This is a genomic window from Pseudomonas cistanchae (assembly GCF_054483635.1).
Genome location: NZ_JBTLWN010000006.1, coordinates 303,726 through 318,776 on the forward strand (window position 1 = coordinate 303,726; position 15,051 = coordinate 318,776).

Annotated in this window: 11 protein-coding genes and 2 pseudogenes; 6 read left to right on the forward strand and 7 right to left on the reverse strand. The window is 62.7% G+C overall.

Features of this window, described 5'->3' with window-relative positions:
• Nucleotides 1–44 precede the first annotated feature (44 nt).
• From ACX0MV_RS17740 to ACX0MV_RS17755, 4 genes and pseudogenes are all read left to right on the forward strand, one after another.
• A complete protein-coding gene (locus tag ACX0MV_RS17740) occupies nt 45–1,724 on the forward strand; it encodes an ABC transporter substrate-binding protein (protein ID WP_458983846.1) in 1,680 nt (559 codons plus the stop codon).
• Complete coding sequence (locus ACX0MV_RS17745) at nt 1,711–2,487, forward strand: substrate-binding periplasmic protein (RefSeq protein ID WP_458983847.1); 777 nt, start codon at nt 1,711–1,713, stop codon at nt 2,485–2,487. Before ACX0MV_RS17740 ends, ACX0MV_RS17745 begins: the two co-directional genes overlap by 14 nt.
• A gap of 65 nt (nt 2,488–2,552) precedes the next feature.
• Nucleotides 2,553–3,689 (forward strand): annotated as a pseudogene (locus ACX0MV_RS17750) (cache domain-containing protein); the annotation flags it as partial.
• Nucleotides 3,690–3,974: 285 nt separating this feature from the next.
• A pseudogene (locus ACX0MV_RS17755) lies at nt 3,975–4,550 on the forward strand (methyl-accepting chemotaxis protein); the annotation flags it as partial.
• A 195-nt stretch (nt 4,551–4,745) separates the two neighbouring features.
• On the opposite strand, the gene ACX0MV_RS17760 reads toward ACX0MV_RS17755, so the two are convergent.
• The 4 genes from ACX0MV_RS17760 to ACX0MV_RS17775 form a co-directional block, all read right to left on the reverse strand.
• Complete coding sequence (locus ACX0MV_RS17760) at nt 4,746–5,150, reverse strand: type 2 periplasmic-binding domain-containing protein (protein ID WP_458983848.1); 405 nt, start codon at nt 5,148–5,150, stop codon at nt 4,746–4,748.
• An 11-nt stretch (nt 5,151–5,161) separates the two neighbouring features.
• The gene (locus ACX0MV_RS17765) at nt 5,162–6,304 is read right to left on the reverse strand and encodes a hypothetical protein (RefSeq protein ID WP_458983849.1); all 1,143 of its coding nucleotides are present in this window, start codon (nt 6,302–6,304) and stop codon (nt 5,162–5,164) included.
• A gap of 22 nt (nt 6,305–6,326) precedes the next feature.
• On the reverse strand, nt 6,327–7,949 hold the full coding sequence (locus ACX0MV_RS17770) for a methyl-accepting chemotaxis protein (protein ID WP_458983850.1): 1,623 nt from the start codon (nt 7,947–7,949) through the stop codon (nt 6,327–6,329).
• Between the two features lie 332 nt (nt 7,950–8,281).
• On the reverse strand, nt 8,282–10,459 hold the full coding sequence (locus tag ACX0MV_RS17775) for a malate synthase G (protein WP_458983851.1): 2,178 nt from the start codon (nt 10,457–10,459) through the stop codon (nt 8,282–8,284).
• 311 nt (nt 10,460–10,770) lie between these two features.
• On the opposite strand from ACX0MV_RS17775, the gene ACX0MV_RS17780 reads away from it, so the two are divergent.
• Both ACX0MV_RS17780 and ACX0MV_RS17785 read left to right on the forward strand, forming a co-directional pair.
• Entirely contained in the window at nt 10,771–11,217 is a 447-nt protein-coding gene (locus ACX0MV_RS17780; RefSeq protein WP_458983852.1) for a GNAT family N-acetyltransferase, read from the forward strand.
• Between the two features lie 90 nt (nt 11,218–11,307).
• Entirely contained in the window at nt 11,308–11,826 is a 519-nt protein-coding gene (locus tag ACX0MV_RS17785; RefSeq protein WP_458983853.1) for a glycine cleavage system transcriptional repressor, read from the forward strand.
• A gap of 196 nt (nt 11,827–12,022) precedes the next feature.
• Here the strand turns inward: ACX0MV_RS17785 and rarD are convergent, their stop codons facing one another.
• The 3 genes from rarD to ACX0MV_RS17800 all read right to left on the reverse strand — a co-directional run bounded on the left by rarD (nt 12,023) and on the right by ACX0MV_RS17800 (nt 15,032).
• Nucleotides 12,023–12,925, reverse strand: coding sequence for an EamA family transporter RarD (gene rarD, locus ACX0MV_RS17790; RefSeq protein ID WP_458983854.1), 903 nt, complete (start codon nt 12,923–12,925; stop codon nt 12,023–12,025).
• Nucleotides 12,926–13,180: 255 nt separating this feature from the next.
• A complete protein-coding gene (locus tag ACX0MV_RS17795) occupies nt 13,181–14,155 on the reverse strand; it encodes a serine/threonine protein kinase (protein WP_458983855.1) in 975 nt (324 codons plus the stop codon).
• Between the two features lie 142 nt (nt 14,156–14,297).
• On the reverse strand, nt 14,298–15,032 hold the full coding sequence (locus tag ACX0MV_RS17800; protein WP_458983856.1) for a ComFC family protein: 735 nt from the start codon (nt 15,030–15,032) through the stop codon (nt 14,298–14,300).
• Nucleotides 15,033–15,051: the final 19 nt, after the last annotated feature.

Sequence of the window (15,051 nt, forward strand, 5' to 3'; positions counted from 1 at the left end):
GGGCGGTGCACTAGAGTTGAGTGCATACCCAAGGGGAGAGTCGTATGCCTGCGGTAATCTGGCTGGCCTTGTTTTTGAGTACGGCCGCGTATGCCGAAGATCCCATGCAGGCCGCCCTGACGGAGCTGCAGCCGAGTTCTTTGAGCAGCAGCGAGCAGCGCGCCGAGCTGGCCTGGTTCGTAGCCGCGAGTAAACCCTACCAGGGTGTGCAGGTGCGGGTGATCGCCGAGCGCATTCCAACGCACTGGTACGAGGCCAACGTGCTGGCGCCCTTGTTCGGGCAACTGACCGGCATCCGGGTGATTCACGAGGTCAGCGGCGAAGACGACGTGGTCAACAAGCTGCGTACCCAGCAGGAGACCGGCCTGTCGCTATACGATGCCTACGTCAGCGACAGCGATCTGCTGGGCCAGCATTTTCGCGACAATCAGGTGCAGGTGCTTTCCGATTTCATGACCGGCGAAGGCGCCAGCGTGACCTTGCCGACCCTCGATCTGGCCGACTTTATCGGTCTGCCGTTCGTGACTGCGCCTGACGGCAGGCTGCACCAGTTGCCGGACCAGCAGTTCGCCAATCTCTACTGGTACCGCCAGGACTGGTTCGCCCGGCCCGAGCTGCGCGAAGCGTTTCGCCGGCGTTACGGCTACGAGCTCGACGTGCCGCAGAACTGGACCGCCTACGAGGACATTGCGGCCTTTTTCAGCGAGCACGTCAGGGAACTCGACGGCGCCCGCGTGTATGGCCATATGGATTACGGCGGCTTCGACCCCTCGCTCGGCTGGCGGCTGTCGGACGCCTGGCTGGGCATGGCCGGGGTCGCCGACACCGGCCTGCCGAGCGGTTTGCCAGTGGACGATTGGGGTATCCGCGTGGAGGGTTGCCGTCCGGCGGGCGCCAGCGTGGCGCGGGGTGGTGCCCTGGACAGTCCGGCGGCGGTGTACGCACTGCAACAGTACGTTGACTGGTTGCGCCGCTATGCCCCAGCCGATGCGCAGAAAATGTCATTCAATCGTGCCGGCAATGCGGCCGCCCAGGGTCATATCGCCCAGCAGATATTCTGGTACACCGCCTTCACCGCCGATTACACGGTACCGGGATCCGCCGTGGTCGATGGTGAAGGCAAACCTAAATGGCGGGTCGCGCCATCGCCCCGTGGCGCCTACTGGCGGGATGGGATGAAGTCCGGCTATCAGGATGTGGGCGCCTGGACGCTGCTCAAGGCCACGCCGCTGCGCCAGCGCCAGGCCGCATGGCTGTATGCGCAGTTCGTGGTGTCGAAATCGGTGTCGCTGCGCAAGACGCTGGTGGGGCTGACACCGATCCGCCGGTCCGATCTGAATGCCCCGGCATTACTCGCCGCCGCGCCCAGGCTGGGCGGTCTTGTCGAGTTCTATCGCAGCCCCGCGGCGCAGCGCTGGACGCCAACGGGCGCCAATGTGCCCGATTACAGCGGCATGGCCAGCCTCTGGTGGCGTCAGTTGTACCCTGCGGTCAGCGGGCAGCTCAGCGCCGGGCAGGCCATGCACAACCTGGCCGTCGCCTTCGATCAGCACTTGCTCAAGGTTGGCGAGCGCCAGCGGCATCCCTGCGCGCCCAGGCTCAACCCGCCGCGTGAGCCGGCCTACTGGTTGCAGCAGGCCGGCGCGCCGTGGCCGCAGCTGGCCGACGAGCGCCCGCCGGGACGTACCTTGCCCTACGAGGAGGCCCTGCGTGCCTGGGACTGATCGCGTGTCGAACGGCCATGGCGCGCGCTGCCGGCTAGCCTTTGCGCGCACGCGCGTTGGCGGTCGAGTGGGCATGCTGGTTGCGCTGTTGGTGCTCAGCCTGCCGCTTCAGGCCGACGTGCAACTGTACGCCTGGGAGCGCCCACCGCTGGTGCAGGAAACCGCCGATGGTCTCGGTGCGGGCCTGGTGCCGGAGCTGACTGGGGAGCTGTTCCGCCGTGCGAAGACGCCCTACCGGTTACGGTTCATGCCGTTGCAGCGGGCGCTCAAGCAGGTGAAACAGGAGCCCGACAGTTGTGTCCTGCTGGTGGAGCGCCAGCAAGAGCGTGAGCCCGGTTACGTCTGGGTGGGGCCGATGTTGATTTCCCGCCTGGGGCTCTACGCCCGTTCCGATGATCCCCTGCGCCTGCTCAGCCTGGAACATGCACGTGGCCTGAGCATCCTCAGCCACCATGGCTCCGGCGCCGGCGAGTACCTGCAGGGCAATGGGCTGGAGGTGCTCTATTCGAACAAGGAATCGCTCAACCTGAGCATGCTGCAGCGCAAGCGTGCACGTTTGTGGGCGACCAGTGCGGCGGTGGTGGGGGTGGCCGACCCGGCGCCGCGCGAGGTATTGCCCTTCCTGACGCTGATGGAAGATATCGCCTGCCACCCGCAGCTCGATCCGGAATTGCTGCGGCGTTTGCAGGTGGAACTGCGGCAGATGTATGTCGAAGGCTGGGTGCAGGCGCTATACCGCCGGTATGGCCTGCAACTGGAGTAAGGTGTCTGGCGTGCGGGAGTGGCGTTGCCACTCATCGAATATTGGCGGCTGTACAGAGGTGAACCATGGCGTTACTCAAGACCATCCAGGCGCGTTACACGGTGATTTTCATCGCCATTATCGCGGTCATCTTCGTCCTGACCGAGGAGGGCATTCGCCATTTCATCACGCCGAAGCTGAAGGCCTCCGAAGAGCAGCTGGTGCTGACCAAGGTCAACAAGATCGCCGACACCATTCTGTTCGAACTGGCGAAAGTCGAAGCGCAATCGCGCAGCATCACCCAGACCATCCCGCTGCTCGACAGCGATAGCATCGATCGGGTGGTGCCTGGCCTGGTCGACCAGTACGGCGACCCCAAGGTGTTTGGCGGCGGTATCTGGCCGCTGCCGCAGAAGCGTTCGGAACGCGACAAGCACAGCACCTTCTTCCACCGCGATGCGTCCGGCAAGATGATCGTCAACACCTACTGGAATTCCGACGAGTCGCTCAAGTATTACGAGCAGCCCTGGCACCGCGACGGCATGCAGGCCCCGCGCGGGCAATGCGCCTGGGCCGCGGCCTACAAGGATGACGCCAGCGCCCAGCCGCGCACCAACTGTGCAATGGCCATCAGCAAGGACGGCGCACCGTTTGGCGTGTCGACCATCGACGTGACCCTGGGCTTCTTCAACAGCCTGGTGGCGGAAAAGGAGCAGGAAATCCAGGGCGAGGTGATGATCGTCGAGCCAGACGGCAAGGTGCTGAGCAACCAGGCGCGGATTGGCGGCGAAATCGTGTTGCGCAACGTGTCGGAGCTGACAAGTCAGTCACCCTTCGTCCGGCAGATTCAGGACAGCCTCGGCAAGATTGGTAATGACGCTCTGCTCGAGCACGAGTATCAGGGCAGTGATGGCGAAGACTGGACCTTCTACCTGCAACCGATCGAAGGCACGCCCTGGTTGCTGGCCGCCGCCTTGCCGACCCGCTTGCTTACCGAAAACAGCAGCGACGTGTTGAAGACCCTTGCGCTGCTGCAGATACCCATGGTGATTCTGCTGCTGGCCGCAATGCTGTTTGCCATTCGCCAGCTGATGCATCGTCTGCACGCCCTGCGCGGCAGCATCGACTCGTTGTCGGCCGGCGACGCCGACCTGACCCGGCGTATCACGCTCAAGGGCGAGGATGAAATGGATGCGGTCGGCAGCTCGGTCAACCGCTTCATTGCCTATCTGCAAACCATGATCGCCGACGTTGGCCAGGCGTCCGTGGTGATCGCCGATGAGCTCAAGCAATTGCAGCGGCAATCGCGCCATACCAATGAGGTGCTGTCGCGTCACGCCTCGGAGACCGACCAGGCGGTAACCGCGATTACCGAGATGAGTTCGACGGCCGACAGCGTGGCGCAAAGTGCTACCGAGACGGCGAGCTTCACCCGTACCGCCAACGACAATGCCGAGAAATCCAAACTGGTGGTGGCGGAGGCCTCGCGCAGCGTATTGGCCCTGGTCGATGAAGTGGCGCGTGCCACCGCACGGGTTCAGGACATGCAGCAGGACGCCCAGCGGATCAACGACGTACTTGGGGTGATCGGCGAAATCGCCGGGCAGACCAACCTGCTGGCGCTCAACGCCGCCATCGAGGCCGCCCGTGCCGGCGAACAGGGCCGCGGTTTTGCCGTGGTCGCCGACGAGGTCCGCGCACTGGCCGGTCGCACTCAGCAAAGCACCTCGGAAATCAACGAGATGCTCAGCAAGTTACAGCAAGGCGTGGGTTCCGCAGTGCAGGCGATGGAACAGACCCGTGCGAGCTGTCAGGCCACGGCGGACACGACCTCGCGGGTCAACGTCGGCCTCGACGACATGGCCTCGGCGGTCGGTCGCATCCACGACCTCAGTGCGCAGATCGCCACTGCGGCTGAACAGCAGAGCGCGGTGACCGAGGAAATCAACCAGAACATGGTGGCGATCCGGCACATGGTCGATGAGCTGGTCAGCGGCGGGCAGCAGTCGGACAAAAGCACCGATGCGCTGCTCGCCTCCAACAACCGCCTGGTTGAGTTGGTCAATCGCTTCAAGGTGAAGTAGCAGCCAGCGCGCCGCTCAAGGCGCGCGTTTAAACAGAACGCAGTGCAAAAAAACCGCCCCGGAGGGCGGTTTTTTTATGCAGCACGTACAGGGCTCGCTCTGCAGGTTGCCCGCCGGAGCAAGCCTAGAAACGACAAAGCCGGTGGCGGAACCATCGGCTTTGTCGTGCGGCTGCTGAGAAGACGCTCTCGTCGATCAGGGCAGGGTGAACAGCACCTTTACCTGATCGGTGACCGCCGCGTTGTCGACGTAACCAATCGCATCGACTTGGCCCGCCACTTTTGCGAGCACCGCCGCGTCATCGGCTTCGCTCGGCAGGGGCTGACCCTTGCCGGTGAAGACCAGGCCGGACCAGTAGGACTTCAGCTGTGACTCGTTCTTATTGGTCACCGTTGCATAGAACGCTTCCTTGGTCGGGTTCCAGGCCTTTTGGTCAATGCCTTTGAGCGACTTGTCCTTGCCCAGGAAGATGTTGGCCACTTCGGCTTGCGAGGGTGCTTTCGGCGCGCCCGGATTGACGATCACCGCGACCTCGGCGTGTGCCAGGCTGCCACAGGCAAGCACTACGGCCCCGGCCAGCGCTCGGATAAACAGATTCATCTCGAAACTCCTCAGAATACGAAGTCGACGCCGACGCTGATAATGTCGCCGTCGAAGTTACGTGCCGGCACGCCAAAGCCGGTTGTCGCGTTAAGCGCGTTGTCGAAGCTCTCCTGAGCGCCGCGCACGAATACGCCGTCGTAACCGCCACGGGTGTCGACGCGCTTGTATTCGCCCTTGATGATCACGTTTGCCAGCACGTTGTAGTTGAGGCCGTAGGTCCAGGAGTTCTGACGGCCGCCATCGTCCAACTGGGCGTAGGTGACGTGAGCGAGGAAGTCGCCAAAACGGCGGCCGCCCATCAGGTAGAAGGCTTCGACGCTTTCGGCGTTGTCGCGCTCGATAACCCGACGTGTCCATTCGTTGGCAGTCAGCCAGGTGCCGTTGTCGTATTGGTAACCGATCGAGGTGAACTTGCCTTTATTGCCATCCAGGGCATTGAACGAGGGACGCAGCGGCCCGAAGGGGCTGCTGACATTGGCTTCGACGTCGATTTCAAGGTCCGCTTCGACGTAGCCGACGCGCAGGGTGCCGAAATCGTTGATGGCGAGGCTGACGTTGCTGGCGAAGATCTTCTTGTAGTCGATGTCGTGCATGGCATCGATGGCGAAGTAATCGCGGTTTTCCGCCTGGCCGCCAGCGACCTGGAAGGTTGCCGAACCGAAGGCGAGTGGCAGCGTATAGACCGCATCGAAACCTTCGTAGTTGGACAGCTGGACCTGGCTGTACACCTCGTCCGGCAAGCGCAGCCAAGGGTAGGTGAAGCCGACGTCGAGGGTTTCCGAGTACATGTACACCGGCGTGCGCAGACGCCCGCCACGCACCATCAGGTTGTCGTTGGCCTGCCAGGACAGATACAGCCACTCGAGATTGGGCTCCCAGGTGTCCTGTGCAGCCTTGGCCGTCGCCTGGGCGGTAACGCCGAGCGTGTCGGTCAGGCCGTACTGGAACTGACCGCCAAGCTTGCTCAGCTGTTCGCCACGCCATGAATCGGTGGTCTGGCCGTTGACGCCATAGCTGCGGCCGTCGTCTTCACCACCCAGGTGGGTGATGCCGGCGGTGCCGAAGCCGTTGAAGCGGTATTCGCCTTGTTCGAGGGCGAAGGCAGGTGCGCTGGCCAATGTCATGGCGAGCGCGATCGTGCGAATGGTCATCGCAGGGATGCTCCTAGTTAAGTTAGACGCGAAATTGGGCAGTGGCCGCGCGCAGGTGGTCTCCGGTGCTGACCAGCTGTTCGCCGAGGCGTGCGGTGGCCTCTGCTCCATGGGCGGTTGCTTGGGCATCCTGCTGCAACACTTGGGTATCTTGTTGAATGGAACTCGACAGACCGATCTGCTCTTGAGTGAGCTGGGCAATACCGGCATTCAATTCGTTGATCTGCCCGACGGCCTGGGCGATGGCCTCGAGCACAGCGGTGGCCTGCACCGATTGTTCGATGCTGGTCTGAGCTTTCTCGCCGTTGAGGGTCATGACGTTGAGTACGCCGTTGGCACTGGCCTGCAAGCGCTGGATGATCTGCTGAATTTCAGCAGTGGAAGCGGCCGTCTTTTGCGCCAGATTGCGCACTTCGTCGGCGACCACGGCGAAACCACGGCCTTGTTCGCCGGCACGGGCTGCCTCGATGGCAGCGTTCAGCGCCAGCAGGTTGGTCTGCTCGGCGATGCTGCGGATGACTGTGAGGACCGAGCCGACCTGCTGCGTTTCTTCTTCCAACTGCTGCATGGCCTGCACGGCGCCCATCACACTGCTGCCCAGGTCGCTGATGCTGGTTGACAGGCTGCCGATGTTCTGCCGCGCTTCGACAGCGCGCCGCGACGCATCGCCGGCTTCATCCGAGGCCTGGCGTGAACGCTGGGCGACTTCCTGGATGCTGCTGGTCATGGTCTGTATATCGCGGCCAATCGAGTCGGTGTGGCCCTGCTGCGACTTGGCGTTCTCTTCGGAGTCCTGGGTCAGGCAGTAGAGATCCTTGGACATCCCGGCCAAGGGGCCGGCGGCCTCGATGATCTGGCGAATGGTGCCTTGCAGCTTGTCGAGGAAGCCGTTGAACAGACGGATCATTTCGCCGATTTCGTCCTGCGAATCGACCATAACCCGGCGAGTCAGATCGCCGTCACCGCGGGCAATCGCCTGCAGCGATTCGATCACTCCATGCACGTTGGCCATGATGCCGCGAATGACCAGCCAGGAGCCGAGGCTGACCAGTGCCACCAGCAGCACGGTCAAGATAATGCCAACCCGCGTCGTTGCAGCGTTGTCAGTCCGGGCTTGCGCCAGCGTCTGTTGAAAGTCCTGATAGGCGTGGCTGCGGAAGGTTTCGCCGAGTGCCTGAGCGGCGCTCAGGTCGCTGGCCATGCGGTCGAGATTGGGGCGCAGGTCATCGAAGCTGGCGCTACCGGCAATCAATCGGGCAGACGCGTCGAGCGCATTGTCGGCATAGCGCTGAACGGCAGCGCGCCAGGTGTCCAACTCCGCACTACGGGCCGGCTGGGCCTGGATCAGCGCCTGCAGTTGCTGCTGGTAGTCGACAATGGTTTGCAGCACTTGGCGCGCTTCGCCGAGGGTTTCCTGCTCGCCGGCCGCGACGGCGCTGTTGAGCAGGCCCGGAATGCGCGAGAACTGGAACAGCGCGGCATCGGCTTTTTCCAGGGTGGGGTAGCTGTTGGTTTCCAGCGCGACCAGGCGTGTGTCGTTGGCCGATAACTGCAGCGAGGTATAACCGACATAGAGCAGCAACCCGAGCAGTGCAACCGCGGGCAGCAGTGACAGCTTTAAGGTCAGCGATAGGTGTTTGAACATACGACAGGGTGCTCCAAATCGGGGGCGCGAATAATGCTGGAGTTCGTGGCGCGGCAAACAGCCACTAGAGCGGTCAGTGCATGACCGATAGGAGTCATTTCCGTCAGAGCTGAAGTATCGGCCAGGTTTTTACTTGCTTGACAGTGAGCCGACGAATGACCGGAAGTGTAAAAGGCAGCGCAACGACGAAGGCCTATCCCAGGTCGGCGCTATGCCCGCATCGCGAGTGCGTCGAGCGGTGGAAGTCTGCTCGTAATCGCTTTTGGGGCCGCCTTATGCGGTGGAAATAAAAAAGCCGCCCCGAAGGGCGGCTCGGTGTGCGGGCGTTGCGCTTACAAGCCGTTGGCGGCCTTGAACTCGCGGCGGCGGCGGTGCAGCACCGGCTCGGTGTAGCCGTTCGGCTGCTTGGCACCTTCGACCACCAGTTCCAGGGCAGCCTGGAAGGCGATGTTGCTGTCGAAGTCCGGCGCCAGCGGACGGTACAGCGGGTCGCTGGCGTTCTGACGGTCAACCACCGGGGCCATGCGCTTGAGGCTGGCGACGATCTGCTCTTCAGTGGCGATGCCATGACGCAGCCAGTTGGCCAGCAGCTGGCTGGAGATACGCAGAGTGGCGCGGTCTTCCATCAGGCCGACATCGTTGATGTCTGGCACCTTGGAGCAGCCGACGCCCTGGTCGATCCAGCGCACTACATAACCGAGGATGCCCTGGGAGTTGTTGTCCAGTTCATTCTGGATTTCCTCGGGCGTCCAGTTGGTGTTCTGCGCCAACGGAATGCTCAGGATGTCGTCCAGCGAGGCGCGCTCGCGCTTGACCAGTTCTGCCTGACGGGCGAACACGTCAACCTTGTGGTAGTGCAGCGCGTGCAGGGTAGCGGCGGTCGGCGACGGTACCCAGGCGGTGTTGGCGCCGGCCAGCGGGTGCATGACCTTCTGCTCGAGCATGCCGGCCATCAGGTCGGGCATGGCCCACATGCCTTTACCGATCTGCGCGCGGCCTTGCAGGCCGGTGGCCAGGCCGATGTCGACGTTCCAGTTTTCGTAGGCGGCGATCCACTTCTCGGCTTTCATGGCGGCCTTGCGCACCACGGCGCCGGCTTCCATGGAGGTGTGGATCTCGTCACCGGTGCGGTCGAGGAAGCCGGTGTTGATGAACACCACGCGCTCGCTGGCGGCCTTGATGCAGGCTTTCAGGTTGACGGTGGTGCGGCGTTCTTCGTCCATGATGCCGACTTTAAGGGTGTTGCGCGGCAGGCCGAGGACGTCTTCGACGCGACCAAAGATCTCGGTAGTGAAGGCGACTTCTTCCGGGCCGTGCATCTTCGGCTTAACGATGTAGACCGAGCCGGTGCGGGTGTTCTTGCGGCTGGTGTTGCCATTCAGGTTGTGGATGGCGATCAGGCTGGTGAACAGTGCGTCCTGGATGCCTTCCGGAATCTCGTTGCCCTGGGCATCGAGAATCGCCGGGTTGGTCATCAGGTGGCCGACGTTACGCACGAACAGCAGGCTGCGACCGTGCAGGGTCAGCTCGCTACCGTCGGTCCTGGTGTAGACGCGGTCCGGGTTCATGGTGCGGGTGAAGGTGGTGCCACCTTTGGCCACTTCTTCAGCCAGGTCGCCCTTCATCAGGCCCAGCCAGTTCTTGTAGACCACGACCTTGTCGTCGGCATCGACGGCGGCAACCGAGTCTTCGCAGTCCATGATGGTGGTCAGCGCGGCTTCCATCAGCACGTCTTTGACGCCGGCGGCGTCGGTCTGGCCGACCGGTGTGCTGGCGTCGATCTGGATTTCGAAGTGCAGGCCGTTGTGCTTGAGCAGTACGGCGATAGGCGCGTCGGCAGCGCCCTGGAAGCCGACCAGCTGCGCGTCGTCACGAAGACCGCTGTTGCTGCCGCCCTTGAGGCTGACAACCAGCTTGCCGTCGACGATCTTGTACGCGGTGGAATCGACATGGGAGCCAGCAGCCAGCGGCGCGGCCTCGTCGAGGAAGGCGCGAGCGAAGGCAATCACCTTGTCGCCGCGAACCTTGTTGTAGCCACGGCCTTTTTCGGCGCCGCCTTCTTCGCTGATCACGTCGGTGCCGTACAGGGCATCGTACAGCGAGCCCCAGCGGGCGTTGGAGGCGTTGAGGGCGAAGCGCGCGTTCATCACCGGTACGACCAGCTGCGGACCGGCCAGGCGGGCGATTTCTTCGTCGACGTTCTGCGTGGTGGCCTGGAAGTCAGCCGGCTCTGGCAGCAGGTAGCCGATTTCCTGGAGGAAGGCTTTGTAGGCGACCGCATCATGGGCCTGGCCGGCACGGGCCTGATGCCATGCGTCGATCTGCGCCTGAATCTGGTCGCGCTTGGCGAGCAGAGCACGGTTTTTCGGGGCCAGCTCGTTGATCACGGCTTCGGCGCCTGCCCAGAATTTATCGGCGGTGATGCCGGTACCGGGGATGGCTTCGTTGTTCACGAAGTCGAACAGTACTTTGGCGACCTGCAGGCCACCTACTTGAACGCGTTCAGTCATCACTTGCCTCACTCTGCTAGCTCTTCAGCTCTACTCGATAGCCGCTTCGGACCTGGGATTCAGTCTTGTAGTCCAAGGCGCGGCATACTACATCAAGATCTTGGGAAAATCAGGGGGCGCGCGTCGCTCTGCGACCAGAAGGCGCCTTGCAGTCACTTAATAGACGTGTGGTATCCAAAAAAGCCGATTATTGTTTCATAAAAAGTTAAAACGGGTACACGATTAATTGCGTCATTTTGCTATCAGCGCTACCTGCTGTGTCGGCCGGCGGCGCCTGCCTATACTGCGGCTTCATTTGCTGGAGACCTTCAATGCGCACATTCGCAGCCGGCCTGGCTGACCTCGATGACCTCACTGCGTTATTCGCCGGCTACCTGACTTTCTATGAGAAAGACAAAACCCTGCCACAGATTCGGCGTTTTCTCGCCGCGCGGCTGGAAGGCGGCGACGCTGCATTGTTTATCGCGCGGGACGAGCAGGGCGTGGCGTTAGGGTTCGTCCAGCTCTACCCGCTGTTTTCATCCCTCGAGTTGGCGCCTGCCTGGTTGTTGAATGATCTGTATGTGGCCGAAAGCGCGCGTCGGCGTGGTGTCGGCGAGGCCTTGATGAATGCTGCCCGCGCGCATGCCGAGGCTACTGGCGCATGCGGCTTGCAGCTTGAGACGGCGAAGAGCAACCTGGCGGGACAGGCACTTTATGAGCGTCTGGGCTATGTGCGCGACGAGGTTTTCTATACTTACTGGCTGAGCCTCGGCTAACGCCGGTCGATTGCCTCCGCACCCAATCAGCTAAACGCTGTCCCAGGCGTGTCGCCTAGCAGCACGCCAGTCACGAAGCAGGAGTCGAGCATGGATCATCTGGTACTCACGGTAATTGCCCAGGACCAGCCCGGGCTGGTCGAGCGGATCGCCCGTTGCATCAATAGCCATGGCGGTAACTGGCTGGAAAGCCGCATGTCGCGCATGGCCGGCCAGTTCGCCGGAATCGTGCGGGTGGACGTGCCGCTGGAGTCCCATGCCGGGCTGGTCAAGGCACTGGAGGAAATGAATGCCCATGGCATTCGCGTGCTGCTGGCCGCGGGTGGGGTCGAGCCGCCGATGACCTGGAAGCTGATCCTGCTCGATCTGGTTGGTAACGATCGCCCCGGCATCGTTCGTGATATCACGCGCCTGCTTGCCGAGATGGGTGTCAACCTGGAAAGCCTGGACACAGAGGTATTGCCGGCGCCGATGAGCGGCGAGTTGTTGTTCCATGCCGAAGCCTTGCTCGCGGTGCCGCAAGGGCTTGCGCTGGATGACCTGCAAAGCAAGCTGGAAACCCTGGCCGATGACCTGATGGTCGAACTGAACCTGCGCGCCGAGGACTAGCGCGAACGACGCCCGGTATCTTCGAGGCCTGCAAAATCGTAGGGTGGAGATGCCGAAGGCTTGTCCGCCATCTCAGGCACCAACGGCGGACAAGGCTCCGCCGTGTCCTCCCTACCAAAGCGGGTTGGCCTTGCATGTTACGAACGCCCGGTAGTGGCCCGTAGGCTAGGTAAGCACAACCCCAGCCGTACGACGCTTACTCGATAACCGGCTTTACCCGCTTGCTCATGCTCAGCCAGATATCCAGGCTGTAGATTGCCAGGCCCGCCCAGATGCAGATAAATGCCAGCAGGGTGCTCGGGTCAAAATGCTCGTCGAACAGGAAAATCGCCTGCAGCAGCACCAGTGTGGGCGCGATGTACTGCAGAAAACCCAGGGTGGTGTAAGGCAGGTGGCGTGCGGCGGCGTTGAAACACACCAGCGGAATCAGGGTGATAGGGCCCGCAGCGATCAGCCAGAGCGCCTCCGAAGTGCTCCAGAACGCCGGTTGCGTACTCATGGCCGCGGGGTGCAGCAGCAGCCAGCCCAACGCCAGCGGTAACAACAACCAGGTCTCCACCACCAGGCCGGGCAATGCGGCAACAGGTGCCTGCTTGCGGATCAGCCCGTAGAAACCGAACGTCAGCGCCAGCACCAGCGATACCCAGGGAATGCTGCCGACCTGCCATAACTGCTGCATGACGCCCACGGTCGCCAGGCCGACCGCCAGCCACTGCAGGCGGCGCAGGCGCTCGCCGAGCAGCAGCATCCCAAGCAGCACGTTGACCAGCGGGTTGATGTAATAACCCAGGCTGGCTTCGAGCATGCGTTCGTTGTTCACCGCCCACACATAGACCAGCCAGTTGCTGGCGATCAACACGCCGCTGAGCGCCAGCACGGCAAGCCGCTTGGGATTGTCACGCAGCTCGCGCAGCCAGCCCGGGTGCTTCCACACCAGTAGCAACAGTGCACCGAACAGCGCCGACCAGAGCGCGCGATGGACGATAATCTCCAGCGACGGCACGCTCTGAATGGCCTTGAAGTACAGCGGAAACATGCCCCAGATGATGTAGGCAGTCAGACCGAGGAAGTAGCCGCGGCGCGGGTTGACGGTGGCCATGCAGAATCCTTGGTAAGGCGGCTGACGAGAGGCAGGATTCTAGCCGCGACGTGCGGTACCTGTCTGTTCGTTCAGCTTTGCCAACGCATAGGCCCAGGCGATTGTCGTAACGCTGGCGTTACGGTTCAGGGTAATTCCCTTGCCTAGCTCGCGAGCTTTTGAGCAGGCTGTAGGGTGCGCTGTGCGCACCTGTCTGCGTCGCAGACTCTTGGTGCGCATGGCGCACCCTACAAGCCTGCGGCATGTCCCTGGACTCTAGAACAGCTTCAGCGGCTCTTCGTCCATGGCCGACAGTTGCTCGCGCATGATCAGCACCTGATCGCCCCAATAGCGCTCGGTTCCGAACCAGGGAAAGCTCATGGGGAACGCCGGGTCGTCCCAGCGGCGCGCCAGCCAGGCGCTGTAGTGCATCAGGCGCAGGGCGCGCAGGCCCTCGATAAGCGGTAGTTCGCGCGGATTGAAGTCGTGAAACTCCTGGTAACCATCCATCAGTTCGGACAACTGGCCGAGCCGCTCGTGGCGTTCGCCGGCCAGCATCATCCACAAATCCTGCACCGCCGGGCCCATGCGGCAGTCGTCGAGGTCGACCATATGGAAGGTCTCGTCGCGGCACAGCAGGTTGCCGGGGTGGCAGTCGCCGTGCAGCCGTATGGCCTGCACCGGGTTGTTGGCAAACAAAACGTCGAGGCGTTTGAGCAGGTCACGCGCCACGGATTCATACGCCGGCAGCAGGCTGCGCGGAATGAAGTTGCCGTCGAGCAGGGTGGCCAGGGATTCGTGGCCAAAATTGGTGACCTGCAAGGCCTCGCGGTGGGCGAAAGGCTTGAGCGATCCGACCGCATGCAGGCGGCCGAGCAACTGGCCGAGGCGATACAGCTGGTCCAGATTGCCTGGCTCCGGCGCCCGGCCGCCGCGCCGCGGGAACAGGGCGAAGCGATAGCCGGCGTGTTCGAACAGGGTCTCGCCATCGCGCATCAGCGGTGCCACCACCGGCACCTCGCATTCGGCCAGCTCGAAGGTAAAGCTGTGCTCTTCGCGAATCGCCTCGTCGCTCCAGCGCTGCGGCCGGTAGAACTTGGCGATCAGCGGTGTCTCGTCCTCGATGCCAACCTGGTAGACGCGGTTTTCGTAACTGTTGAGGGCCAGCACGCGGGCATCGCTGAGGTAGCCGATGCTTTCCACGGCATCCAGCACCAGATCCGGCGTGAGGGCGGCAAATGGATGGGACATGGGCGACTCCAGCTAAATTGGCCGCCGAGTTTAGCGCTTATCCAGAGCGCGGCGCGCGCCGCCGAGTCGATTAACGCTGTGCGCTGTGCATCGCGATGTTCTGGTCGTACAGGTCGATGCGGCTGCATGCGGCGCCGTCGGCTCAATCCCCCGGTTTCGGCGTGCGCGCCAGGCAATAGACGTCGACGCGTGCCGCGCCGGCTTGGATGAGTTGGCGCGCCAGGGCTTCGGCTGTGGTGCCGGTCGTCAGTACATCGTCCACCAGCGCGACATGCAGGCCCGCGACCCGACTCTCGGGTGCCAGGGCAAACGCGTTGCGCAGGTTGCGTTTGCGTGTGGCGGCGTTCAGCTGCTGTTGCGCCGGGGTGTCGAGCACCCGTTTCAGCCAATGGCATTGCACCGGCAGGGCTAATTGTTCGCTCAACCATTGGGCGAGCAGCTGTGCCTGATTGAAGCCGCGCTCGCGTTGCCGGCGATTGGCCAGGGGAACCGGCAGCAGCACATCGGGCCTGGGCAGGCCCTCGTCGAAGGCATGGCGCAAATGTTGTGACAAAAGCTCGCCGAGCAGGCGTCCCAGTGGCCACTTGGCCTGGTGCTTGAAGCGGGTAATCAGGCTGTCGACCGGGAACGCGTAACACCAGGGCGCTTCCACTCGCTGAAAGCGGGGTGGCTTGGTTTGACAGGCGCCACAGCGGATGCCTGTGACCGGCAGCGGGAGCGCACAGACCTGGCAGTGCCCGCCAAGCCAGGGCAATTCCGCCTCGCAACTGGTGCAGATGGCCAGTGCGGTGTCGGTCGGCTCGTCGCAGAGCAGGCAGCAATGTTTGTTTTTTAACCAGTTGTAAACCTGGTATTCGCCACTGGGTTGACAGCGCATAAGCCTTCCATAACTATGC

Excerpts from the sequence above, each read along its gene's own strand:
- ACX0MV_RS17740 (WP_458983846.1), top strand. The coding sequence starts at position 45 with ATGCCTGCGGTAATCTGGCTGGCCTTGTTTTTGAGTACGGCCGCGTAT.
- ACX0MV_RS17760 (WP_458983848.1), bottom strand. The coding sequence starts at position 5,150 with ATGAATCTGTTTATCCGAGCGCTGGCCGGGGCCGTAGTGCTTGCCTGT.
- ACX0MV_RS17765 (WP_458983849.1), bottom strand. The coding sequence starts at position 6,304 with ATGACCATTCGCACGATCGCGCTCGCCATGACATTGGCCAGCGCACCT.
- ACX0MV_RS17770 (WP_458983850.1), bottom strand. The coding sequence starts at position 7,949 with ATGTTCAAACACCTATCGCTGACCTTAAAGCTGTCACTGCTGCCCGCG.
- ACX0MV_RS17775 (WP_458983851.1), bottom strand. The coding sequence starts at position 10,459 with ATGACTGAACGCGTTCAAGTAGGTGGCCTGCAGGTCGCCAAAGTACTG.
- ACX0MV_RS17780 (WP_458983852.1), top strand. The coding sequence starts at position 10,771 with ATGCGCACATTCGCAGCCGGCCTGGCTGACCTCGATGACCTCACTGCG.
- ACX0MV_RS17785 (WP_458983853.1), top strand. The coding sequence starts at position 11,308 with ATGGATCATCTGGTACTCACGGTAATTGCCCAGGACCAGCCCGGGCTG.
- rarD (WP_458983854.1), bottom strand. The coding sequence starts at position 12,925 with ATGGCCACCGTCAACCCGCGCCGCGGCTACTTCCTCGGTCTGACTGCC.
- ACX0MV_RS17795 (WP_458983855.1), bottom strand. The coding sequence starts at position 14,155 with ATGTCCCATCCATTTGCCGCCCTCACGCCGGATCTGGTGCTGGATGCC.
- ACX0MV_RS17800 (WP_458983856.1), bottom strand. The coding sequence starts at position 15,032 with ATGCGCTGTCAACCCAGTGGCGAATACCAGGTTTACAACTGGTTAAAA.